This is a genomic window from Mycobacterium sp. (assembly GCF_035653355.1).
In the GTDB taxonomy this organism is placed as follows: Bacteria; Actinomycetota; Actinomycetes; order Mycobacteriales; family Mycobacteriaceae; genus Mycobacterium.
Genome location: NZ_DASRBZ010000010.1, coordinates 1 through 9,967, shown reverse-complemented (window position 1 = coordinate 9,967; position 9,967 = coordinate 1). Strand labels below are relative to the sequence as shown.

Here is a 9,967-nt window from a genome sequence, read left to right as displayed (position 1 = left end):
AGGTGGTGGTTGCGATCTAAATGCCAGGCCGCGTAGTACACCAGCAGCCGCACCATCTGAGCTTCGGTGTGTAGTTCGGCAAGCGGCCACTGCACGGCCTGATGGACCGACAACGGCTTGCCGAACACTACTCGAGTGCCGGCGTAGTCGGCGGCGCGGTCGATGCAGTATTGCGCCGCGCCGAGGCTACTCGCCGCCTGTCGAATCCGATTCTCGTGCAAGAACGTCTGCGCTACCTCCAAGCCGCGGTCGACCTCGCCGAGCACTGCGTCGGCGGGCACTCGCACATCTTTGAGTTCGACTTCGCCGTGATCGCTGGGCATGTTGAACGTCCACCAGTAGAACGGCACCGTGAAACCCGGCGCGTCGGTGGGCACCAGGAACGCGGTGATGCCCGTCGCCTGCCCGCGCTCACCGGAGGTACGGGCGAAGATCAGGTCGTGTGTCGCACGGTGCACGCCGGTGTTCCAGCGTTTGGCGCCGTTGATCACCCAAGCATCGCCGTCCCGCTCGGCCTGGGTTTCCAGCCAGGTGGCGTCGGATCCGTGCTGCGGCTCGGTAAGCCCGAATGCCATCGAGCGTTGCCCGGTGATCAGCGCCTCCGACCATTCACGGCGTTGCGCTTCGGTGCCGAACCGCTCCATCATGATCACCTGCGGAAAGTTGCCGACAATCGATGATTCGTTCTGCAGGTCGTTGTGCAAGCCGATTCCCTTGTGGGCCAGGTGTTCCCGGATGACCGCCATGTCGAGGTTGGTGCCGTCTTGTCCGCCCAGCGAGGACGGCAATCCGTAGCGCAGCCAGCCAGCATTGTCGGCGCGCCGGCGCATCTCGTCGAGCAGGTCTTCCCACTCTCGACGCGGTATGCCGCCGTTGTCGAGGTCGGTGCGGGCGAATTCGCGGCGGTGGTCGAAGTACTGCATGTGCTCGGCCTGCAGAGGAGTGATCTCGGCTTCGATGAAGGTGTCGATGTCGGCGAGTAGCCGCGGAAGATGTTCGGGCAGGGTGAAATCCACTTCTGGCCTCCTCAGGTGCCGTAGAGCGTCTTCTTCCAGATGGTCGACAGCGTGGCGATAGCCTCTTCGTCGCTGATTCGCAGGCCCAGCGCCGAGGGGCCCACGACGACGGCGGTGAAGTTCTCGAACAACAGCGCGATGGCGGCGGCGGTGTGGTCGGGATGAAGTTCGCTGCCGTAGCCGTGTTGTTGTGCTCGTCGCACAGATGCCGCGACGATGTCCATGCCGAAGCGACGGAACTCGTTCTGCAACGCGGCGAACCGTTCCTGGGTGGCGCCCAATTGAGCGACCGCCACCATGATGCCGATGTTCTGTTTGAACATGTTCCAGTAGCCGGTTACCACGGACGTGAAAAAGTCGTTGTCGTCCGGGGATTCGGGCAGGCGTACCGAGAGCCGTGCGGGCGTCAAGACGTCGTGTAGAAAGGATTCAGCCAGCGCAGCCAGCAGGTCCTGTTTGTCGGTGAAGTAGCGGTAGAACACCGCCGGGGACTTTCCGGCCGCCGAGGTGATGTCAGCGAGCGTTGTTCCGTGGAACCCGCCTTCTGCGAATAGCTTTCGCGCCGCATGCTCGATCGCCTGGCGCGTTTGGCGACCTTTGGAACTCAGCGCCTCGGTGGCCATCACTGTCGCTTCCGGTCCCCGGCGTGTAGCAGTGCGCCGGGGAGGTCATGGCCGACAACCGATCTGGCAACGTCGGCGGCAGCGATAGCGGCGTGCAGGTCGACATCGACCTCGATACCGCTGTCGGTGAACAGGTAGACCAAGTCTTCGGTGGCGATATTGCCCGTGGCGCCTGGCGCGAATGGGCAGCCGCCCAGGCCGCCGACCGAGGAGTCGAATCGGGTGACACCCGCTGCGACCGCCGCATACGCGCAGGCCAATCCGGCGCCGCGAGTGTTGTGGAAATGCGCGCCCAGCGGGGTGGTCCCGATGCGCGGACGTAGCGCGGCTATCAGCGAGCTGACCCGGCCCGGCGTAGTGGTGCCGATGGTGTCGGCGATCGAGATCCGGTCGACGCCCTGCTCGCAGGCGGCTGTGGCGATGTCGAGCACGCGCTGCGGCAAAGTGGGCCCGTCGAACGGGCAGTCCCACGCAGTGGCGATGATGGCTTCGACAGTGGCGCCGGCATCGTGCGCGATCGTGACGATCTCACCGATCTGTGCGGTGGCCTCGGCGCTGCTCCGCCCGACATTGGCGTGGCTGAACGCATCCGAGGCCGCCACGACGTATTCGATGGCCCGCAATCCGGCGGCCATAGCGCGCTTGGCGCCGTTGGGACTTGCCACCAAAGCGGAGAACTCGATGCCGGGAAAGCGGTGCAGCTCGGCGGCCAGCTCCGCGGCGTCGGCCATCGATGGCACCTTCGTCGGAGAAACAAACGCGCATGCCTCGACCTCGCGCACCCCGGTTGCAGCGATCGCATCCAGCAGTTGAAGCTTGGCGGACAACGGGACTGGTGCCTCGATCTGCAGACCGTCCCGCAACGCGACTTCCCGGATAGTGACACGTGGGTTCATAGCACCCCCTCACTGTGCAGCCGGTCGAGTTCCTCAGCGGTCTTGCCGAGGAGACCGCGGTAGACCTCGTCGTTGTGTTGTCCCGGTCGGGCCGGGCCGGCGTTGCGGATACTGCCCGGAGATTCGGAGAGCACCGGCACGATCCCGGGACCCAAAATGGACCTCTCGACCCGTTCATCCCAGTGCTCGGCGATCATGCCGCGAGCCCACAGCTGAGCATCCTCGACCACCTCGGCGACGGTGTTGATCGGGCCGGCGATTACGCCTGCTGCGCTTAGTGTCTCGATGATCTTGCCAGGCTGCCGTTCGGCCGCCCAGTCGCCGATGATCTTGTCGAGTTCGTCCTGGTTTCGGCCGCGCGCGCCGTGGGTGGCGAACCGGTCGTCGCTGGCCAGCTCGGGCCGCCCCATGGCCTGGCACAGCCGGACGAACACGGTGTCCTGGTTGGCCGCGATGACCACCCACGTACCGTCGGCGCTGCGGTAGATGTTGGACGGCGCAATGCCCTCCAGCCGGGTGCCCGACGGCCCGCGCACCACCCCACCGACGTCGTAGTCCGGGATGGTGGATTCCTGGATGGCCAAACAGGATTCGGTCAGGGCCACGTCGACAACTTGACCGCGTCCGGTGACGCTGCGGCGGTACAGCGCGGCCAGCGCGCCCTGAGCGCCGAACATCCCGGCCAGGCTGTCGCCCAGGGACAGCGCCAGCCGCGGCGGCGGTCCACCGGGAAATCCGTTGAGGTGACGTAGCCCGCTGGCCGCCTCGGCCACCGAGGCGTAGCCGGCCTTGTGGGCCTCCGGGCCGGTCTGCCCATAGCCGGATACCCGCACCAGGATGACACCAGGATTACGTTGGGACAGCACCTCATAACCGAGGTTCCAATTCTCCAGAGTCCCGGGCCGAAAGTTCTCCACCACGATGTCGGATTTCTCGACCAGCTCGAGAAACAGCTCACGTCCGCGGGCTTTGCGCAGGTCGAGTGTGACGGCTTTCTTGTTGCGGGCATGCACTGTCCAGAAGAAGTGGTGCCCGTCGAGTTCGGCCTGCCCCCAGGTGCGCAGGGGGTCGGGCGCCCCGGGTGGTTCTACCTTGATGACCTCGGCGCCCATGTCGCCGAGTAGCCGGCCGGCGAACGGTCCCGCGATCAACGTGCCGAGTTCGAGGACCCGGATGCCGTCCAGCGCGCCGGTCGCGGTCATCCTCCGCTCCTCACTCATTGCTCCGCTCTGCGTCGGCGCGGACGGAGGTCATTCTGTCCTCGCGAAGTCGTGGCGAACCAGCCACTCGCCGATGATGTCGACCCCCTGGCGCAGCTTATCGCGCTGGTGTGGACCAGCGTAATAGTGTGTCGCGCCGGATATTTCGTGCATCTCCTTGTCCGGATGGCCGATCGCATCGAAGAGCCGGCGGGTGTGGCTGGGTGTGCACGCGTCGTCGGCGAGATTGCCGATCACCAGCGTGGGCACGTCGATGTCATGGCCGCATTCGATGCCGTCGGCACGGGCGTCGTCGTAGCTCCACTGTGAAAGCCAGCTGCGCAGGGTGCAAAAGCGGGCCAGGCCGATCGGGCTCATGTTCACCACTCGAGGATCGCCCAGATAACAGGTTCCCGGGGTGCGTTCGTTGGGATCGACACTCGGATCCAGCCAGCGCGGGTCGGCCATGGTGCCATGCACGACAAAACAGAATTCGTCGTCCGGGCGCCCCGCGGCCTTCAGCTCTGACAGCTTGTCTTTGACCCACGCGGTGATGCGGCGGTTGCGCTCGATCTGGGCTCGCCGGTAGCGGGACAGGAATTCGTCGCTGTACGGCGGCTGGTTCGGGTTATCCAGGTTGTAGAGGTCCAGCTCGGGATCGCGGTTGGCGGGGTCGGATTCGTCGAGGATGGATGCGTCAAGCCATTCGGTCAGCGTGCCGTGGCGGCTGATGTGGGCGGCCAGCAGCATGACGGCGTCGGCCGCGGGCAAGTCCAACTGGGTGAGGTCGGGCCCGTTGCCGGACGGGCTGGATGCCACCGTGGGGTGCTGCGCCTGCTGTTGATAAAACAGCGAGAGCGAGCCGCCGCCGCTCCAGCCGGCCAGCACCACCTTCTGGTAGCCGAGCCGTTTCTTGGCGTCCTTGATGCACTCGCCGAGGTCCTCGACCACTTTTTCCATGAGCAGCGCCGAGTCGGTGCCGCGGAAGCGGCTGTTACAGTAGATGACATGGTGTCCGGCCCGGCCCAATGCGTTGATCATCGGCAGGTAGGCGCCGCCGCCGATCGGGTGCATAAACACAATGACGGTGTCTGACGGCTTGTCCTTCGGCTTGAGCAGGTAGCTCTCCAGCACTGTGATCTCAGCCAGCCCACCGTAGACGTCTCTGACGCCCGAGTTGTTCTGGAACGCAACGAGATAGGGAATGCGGTCGTATTCGTATTTGGTCATGAATGCTGTCCGAGGTCGTGGGCCAGCACCTCGGCTGACGGGGTCAGTCTTCTGCGGGTGTCGACGGCGATGACCTGCCAGTCGACGCGTGAGTATTCGCCGAACTTGCGCCGCGCCCGTTCTCGCGCTTTCTCCGGTGCGCCGTGGTGAACGCCTTGCGGCGCATGAGAAATCAGCCCCGGCGGCATCGGGATGCCGTAGAGGGAGCCGCCGTGGAAGAAGGCGATCTCGTCGTAGTCGACGTTGCGGTGATACCACGGCGTGCGCTCGGTGCCCGGCACGCTTTCAGCCGGCCTGGGTAGAAAGTTCATCACATAGACACCGGTGGCCTGCATGAACAGGTGCACTGTTGGCGGCAGGTGCACGCTGTCAGAGGTGACGACGTTGTAGTCGGCGATGTTGAAAGTGAACGGGAAGTTGTCGCCGCGCCAGCCCTCGACATCGAGCGGATTATGTTGGTAGAGCAAGGTTGTCGGTCCGCCTTCGTGGACGAGCCGGACCTCGTACTCATCGCGGCCATCGTCCTGTGACGGTGCCGGCTCAGGGATCGTGGCTTGCGACGGGTCGAACGGGAAGTGCCGCCCCAGCGTGCCGGGCGGCGGGACGCGGAACTCGTCGGTTGCCTCAATCATCAGCAGCGTGGTCTCGGCATCCGGCATCTGACGCCACGTGCACGCCTTGGGCACATACACCCAGTCGCCTTCGCGGTAGCGCAGCGGGCCGAACTCAGTTTCCAGCAGCCCCGCGCCGGTGTGCACGAAACACAGCAGGTCGCCGTCGACGTGGCGGATGTAGAACGGCATCGGCTCGCTGCGGCGTGACAACGAGATGCGGCAGTCGGCGTTGGAAAACATCAGTAGTGGGCCGCCGTCGGCGTCGGTGGCGTCGCTGGGTGTGAGCTGGCCGGTCAGCACGTCGATTGGGCGCAACGGGCCGACGGACCGGTAGGTGGTGGGGTCGTGGCGACGGTACAGGTTGGCGGTCCGGCCGGTGAATCCGCCGCGGCCGAGCTCGTCGTCCTTGAGTCCGTCGAGGTCGGCGTGCAGGCGGCGCGGGGTGCGGCCTCTGCGCAAGTGGACGAACGATTCCATGGGCGGCTCCCCGCTGAGCAGCTAGAAGTGAAAGTGACGTTACTTTCTCTTTTGGTGCGGCACAAGGGCGAGAAGACGCCTAGGTACCCGACACGGCCGGCAGACGGGCTTTTGCGGCTGCTCGCCCTAGAAGCCGCCGGCGACGCGCACCACCGCGCGACCCGAGAATTTGCCCGCGCGTACCTGGTCGAGCACGCCGACGACGTCTTTGACGTCGACGTCGGTGGTAATCGCCGTGAGATGGCGCGGGCGCAGCGAATCGCCGAGACGCGCCCACAGTTCTCGCCGTGGCCCGATCGGCAGCTGCACCGAGTCAATGCCGAGCAGCGCGATCCCGCGCAGGATGAACGGCATCACCGTGGTGTGCAGCGCCGCGCCGCCGGTCAGCCCACTACAGGCCACCGCGCCGCGGTAGTTCACCGCGCTCAACACGTCCGCTAACGTCGCGCCGCCGACACAGTCCACACCGGCCGCCCAGCGGGCCTTGGCCAGCGGTCGCGGCTTGGCGCCCGGGTCTGGTAGTCGGCCGATAACGTCTGCTGCGCCAAGCTCTTTCAGCCGCTCAGCCGCCTGGGCCTTACCCGTCGACGCCACCACGTGATAGCTGGCGGCCGCGAGCAGATCCACGCTGATCGACCCCACTCCGCCGGACGCGCCGGTCACCACCACCGGCCCTGCGTCGGTCGCGATGCCCCAATCCAGGAGTGCTTGCACGCTCATCGCGGCGGTGAACCCGGCCGTGCCGATGGCGGCGCCGTCGTATGGGGTCAGCGCGCCCAGCGCCACCACCTGGTCGGCCGGCAGCCGGGCGTATTCGGCGTAGCCGCCGTGGTGGCCGGTGCCGATCTGGTAGCCATGGGCAAGAACAGCATCGCCCGGCTCGAATTCGGGTGATTGCGAGTCGACGACTTCGCCGGTGAGGTCGATCCCGGGGACGACGGGGTAGTCCCGCACCACGCCGCCGCCGGGTGTCAGCGCCAATGCGTCCTTGTAGTTGACGCTGGAATACAGGACGCGGATGGTCACGTCGCCGGGCGGCAGGTCCGCTGCGCTAAGTGTCTCGACAGCGGTGGTTACCTGATCTCCGTCTTGGCGTGCGATTAGCGCCTGAAAGGTGTCCATGGTTCGACGCTAGCTTCGTCCGGAATCTAGGTGAAGTGCACCACCGCTAGTTATGCCACGAAAGTTGGCATATATCAGCAAGGTTGATATAGGGTGCAGAGATGGATTCTTTTCCGCTTGGTCGGTTTTCCGTCGCCCGCATCGGCTTCGGCGCGATGCAACTGCCCGGCCCGGGCGTGTTCGGGCCGCCGCGAGACCATGACCAGGCGCTGGCGGTGTTGCGGCGCGCGGTCAAACTCGGTGTCAACCACATCGACACCGCTCAGTTCTACGGTCCGAATGTCGCGAACGAACTGATTCGCGAGGCGCTACATCCGTATCCGCAGAATCTGGCGTTGGTAAGCAAGGTCGGTGCTCGCCGCGACGAAACCGGCGCCTGGCTACCGGTCGACAATCCCGCCGATCTGCGCAAGGACATCGAGGCCAACCTCAGCACGCTGGGCGTGGACCGGCTGGCGGCAGTCAACCTGCGACTGATGGACAGCGACAGGCCGGATCGTCGCTTCGACGACCAGCTTTCGGCCATGATCGCCGCCCGCGACGAGGGATTGGTCGACGGCATTGGTTTGAGTGAGATTAGCCGCGAGCACCTGTTGCACGCCCTGGAGCGCACCGACATCGTATGTGTGCAAAACGCTTTCAACCTCGTCGACCGATCCTCGTCTGCGGTGCTGGACGAGTGCGCGGCCCGCGGTATCGCTTTCGTGCCATTCTTCCCACTGGGATCTGCGTTCGTGCAGCCGAATCGAGTGCTTGGTCACGAGTTGGTGAAACAGGCCGCCGAGCGGCTCGGGTATACCCCGGCGCAGATTGCGCTGGCGTGGACGTTGAATGTGGCACCCAACGTGCTGCTGATCCCGGGTACGTCCTCGGTGCAACATTTGGAGGAGAACATGGCCGTCGCCGACATCGAACTCGACGACGAGACTCGCCAGCAGTTGAGCGCCGTCGCCGCCTGAGAGCCTTACGGCAATACGATGCGCAGCCGTTCCCAACCGCGGACGGTCGAGGTCGGCGCGAGCTTGGCGGTCTGGTAGTCGATGTCCCATTCCGGCCAGCGGTTGAGCAATTCGTCGAGCGCGACGCGGCCTTCCAGGCGGGCCAGGTTGGCGCCAAGGCAGTAGTGCAGACCCTTGCCGAAGGTCAAGTGGGAGCCCTCGTTGCGGTGGATATTGAACGTGTCGGGGTCGCTGAACCGGCGGGTGTCGCGGTTGGCCGCACCGAACAGCAGCAGCATCGCGCTGCCCGCGGGCACCGTGGTGCCGTAGCACTCGAAATCTTTTGCTACCCAACGGGCGACGTGCGGGCCCGTCGGCTCGAACCGCAAAGTCTCGTCCACGGCGCGCGTCAGCAATGACCGGTCCTCGAACACGTCGCGGCGCTGGTCTGGATGTTCGGCGAACACCTTGGCCAGCCAGCCGATAAGCCGGCCGGTCGTCTCGTTGCCCGCGCCGGCGACGACCTGCGTGTAGCGCAGTACCTCGTCGCGGGTCAGTTTGCGCCTCACGCCGTGTTCGTCCTCGAACTCGACGTTGAGCAGCGCGGTCATCAGATCGTCGGAGGGATTCTTGGCCCGCCAGTCGATGTAGTCGGCGTAGATCCGACCGTCCGCGATCGCGTCGGGATCGGCCACCTTCATCGGTGTGCCGGGCCGGGTTCGCAGGTTGGCGTCGTTGGCGTCGCGGACGCTGATCTGGTCGTCTTCCGGTATGCCCAGCAGCATCCCGATCACCCGCATCGGCATCATCGAGGCCAGCTCGGCAATGATGTCGAACCCGTCCGACCCGACGTGAGGATCGAGGCAGCGTACACAGAACCGTCGGATTTGGTCTTCGATCCCGGCCATTCGGCGCGGTGTGAAAACCCGCGACATCAGGCCGCGCAGCATGGTGTGCATCGGCGGGTCTTGAAACATCATGACGCCGGGCGGCATGTCGAAATCGGATTGGATGAGTTCGAGGATGTCGCCGCGGCTGTTGGAGAACGTCTCCCAGTTCGCCAACGCCTTGTCCACGTCGGCGTGCCGAGAAAGCGCCCAGAAGTCGTAGCGCTCGTTGTAGTAGATCGGCGCCTCTTCGCGCAGCCGCGCATAGACGGGGTAGGGGTTGTTGACGATGTTGACGTCATAAGGGTCGTAGTAGACCTCGGTTTCGTTGGCGATAGTCATGGCTTCGAGATCCTTTGGGTGCGTGTCACTTCAGGCAGCTGCCGGCGTCCACAGGCAGCGTGACGCCGGTGACAAACGCCACCTTGTCTGCAACTCGGCCCGTCATCGCGACTCCCTCTTGTTTGGGCGATCGCCCAATTACTAGGCTGACCACATGTCTAGCAGCTCATCTGTCCGTCGGTCAAGGGTTGGCGCTCGAGATTCGGAGACCCCGCGCGCGCTGATTCGAGCGACGGCCCAGCTCATGATCGAAGAGGGCTACGCCGCCGCGACGTCGCGCCGGGTGGCTGCCAAGGCCGGTGTCCGACCGGCGTTGGTGCACTATTACTTTCCCAGCATGGACGACCTGTTCGTGGCCGTCCTGCGGGCCGGCGCGGAGACAACTCTGCACCGTCAGCGCGAGGCATTGAGCGGCGACAAGCCGCTGCATGAGCTGTGGCGGCTCAACAGCACGCAGGGCGCCCAACTGATGCTCGAATTCATGGCTTTGGGCAACCACCGCAAGGCAATTCGCAGTGAGATCGCGGACTATGCCGAACGGTACGGGGACATGGAGGCCGCCGCACTGACGCAGGCCATGCGCACCCATGGCGTCGACATGACGGAGTTCCCGCCGGTGGTGA

General features: G+C 65.2%; 10 protein-coding genes. 2 read left to right on the top strand and 8 right to left on the bottom strand.

The window, feature by feature from the left end:
- The 7 genes from VFA16_RS00380 to VFA16_RS00350 all read right to left on the bottom strand — a co-directional run.
- On the bottom strand, positions 1 to 1,016 hold a 1,016-nt coding region (locus VFA16_RS00380), incomplete at its 3' end, for an acyl-CoA dehydrogenase family protein (RefSeq protein WP_324965915.1).
- A gap of 11 nt (positions 1,017 to 1,027) precedes the next feature.
- A complete protein-coding gene (locus VFA16_RS00375) occupies positions 1,028 to 1,639 on the bottom strand; it encodes a TetR/AcrR family transcriptional regulator (protein ID WP_324965914.1) in 612 nt (203 codons plus the stop codon).
- Positions 1,639 to 2,535 (bottom strand): hydroxymethylglutaryl-CoA lyase, encoded by an 897-nt coding sequence (locus tag VFA16_RS00370; RefSeq protein ID WP_324965913.1) that lies wholly within the window; start codon positions 2,533 to 2,535, stop codon positions 1,639 to 1,641. The genes VFA16_RS00375 and VFA16_RS00370 overlap by 1 nt, the downstream gene beginning before the upstream one ends.
- On the bottom strand, positions 2,532 to 3,737 hold the full coding sequence (locus VFA16_RS00365) for a CoA transferase (RefSeq protein WP_324965912.1): 1,206 nt from the start codon (positions 3,735 to 3,737) through the stop codon (positions 2,532 to 2,534). The genes VFA16_RS00370 and VFA16_RS00365 overlap by 4 nt, the downstream gene beginning before the upstream one ends.
- Before the next feature lie 48 nt (positions 3,738 to 3,785).
- Positions 3,786 to 4,964, bottom strand: coding sequence for an alpha/beta hydrolase (locus tag VFA16_RS00360; protein ID WP_324965911.1), 1,179 nt, complete (start codon positions 4,962 to 4,964; stop codon positions 3,786 to 3,788).
- Entirely contained in the window at positions 4,961 to 6,055 is a 1,095-nt protein-coding gene (locus VFA16_RS00355) for a homogentisate 1,2-dioxygenase (RefSeq protein WP_324965910.1), read from the bottom strand. Before VFA16_RS00355 ends, VFA16_RS00360 begins: the two co-directional genes overlap by 4 nt.
- Positions 6,056 to 6,181: 126 nt before the next feature.
- Positions 6,182 to 7,177, bottom strand: a complete 996-nt coding sequence (locus VFA16_RS00350) for an acryloyl-CoA reductase (RefSeq protein WP_324965909.1) — start codon at positions 7,175 to 7,177, stop codon at positions 6,182 to 6,184.
- 101 nt (positions 7,178 to 7,278) lie between these two features.
- Here VFA16_RS00350 and VFA16_RS00345 point away from each other — a divergent pair, with 101 nt between their 5' ends.
- Positions 7,279 to 8,136 (top strand): oxidoreductase, encoded by an 858-nt coding sequence (locus tag VFA16_RS00345; protein ID WP_324965908.1) that lies wholly within the window; start codon positions 7,279 to 7,281, stop codon positions 8,134 to 8,136.
- Between the two features lie 5 nt (positions 8,137 to 8,141).
- Here the strand turns inward: VFA16_RS00345 and VFA16_RS00340 are convergent, their stop codons facing one another.
- The gene (locus VFA16_RS00340) at positions 8,142 to 9,344 is read right to left on the bottom strand and encodes a cytochrome P450 (protein WP_324965907.1); all 1,203 of its coding nucleotides are present in this window, start codon (positions 9,342 to 9,344) and stop codon (positions 8,142 to 8,144) included.
- 244 nt (positions 9,345 to 9,588) lie between these two features.
- Between VFA16_RS00340 and VFA16_RS00335 the strand changes: the two genes are divergently transcribed.
- Positions 9,589 to 9,967 (top strand): helix-turn-helix domain-containing protein (locus VFA16_RS00335; protein ID WP_324965906.1); only part of this gene is annotated, 379 nt, incomplete at its 3' end.

Bases quoted from the DNA above. Each gene is read 5' to 3' on its own strand.
- VFA16_RS00375 (WP_324965914.1), bottom strand. From the start codon at position 1,639: ATGGCCACCGAGGCGCTGAGTTCCAAAGGTCGCCAAACGCGCCAGGCG.
- VFA16_RS00370 (WP_324965913.1), bottom strand. From the start codon at position 2,535: ATGAACCCACGTGTCACTATCCGGGAAGTCGCGTTGCGGGACGGTCTG.
- VFA16_RS00365 (WP_324965912.1), bottom strand. From the start codon at position 3,737: ATGACCGCGACCGGCGCGCTGGACGGCATCCGGGTCCTCGAACTCGGC.
- VFA16_RS00360 (WP_324965911.1), bottom strand. From the start codon at position 4,964: ATGACCAAATACGAATACGACCGCATTCCCTATCTCGTTGCGTTCCAG.
- VFA16_RS00355 (WP_324965910.1), bottom strand. From the start codon at position 6,055: ATGGAATCGTTCGTCCACTTGCGCAGAGGCCGCACCCCGCGCCGCCTG.
- VFA16_RS00350 (WP_324965909.1), bottom strand. From the start codon at position 7,177: ATGGACACCTTTCAGGCGCTAATCGCACGCCAAGACGGAGATCAGGTA.
- VFA16_RS00345 (WP_324965908.1), top strand. From the start codon at position 7,279: ATGGATTCTTTTCCGCTTGGTCGGTTTTCCGTCGCCCGCATCGGCTTC.
- VFA16_RS00340 (WP_324965907.1), bottom strand. From the start codon at position 9,344: ATGACTATCGCCAACGAAACCGAGGTCTACTACGACCCTTATGACGTC.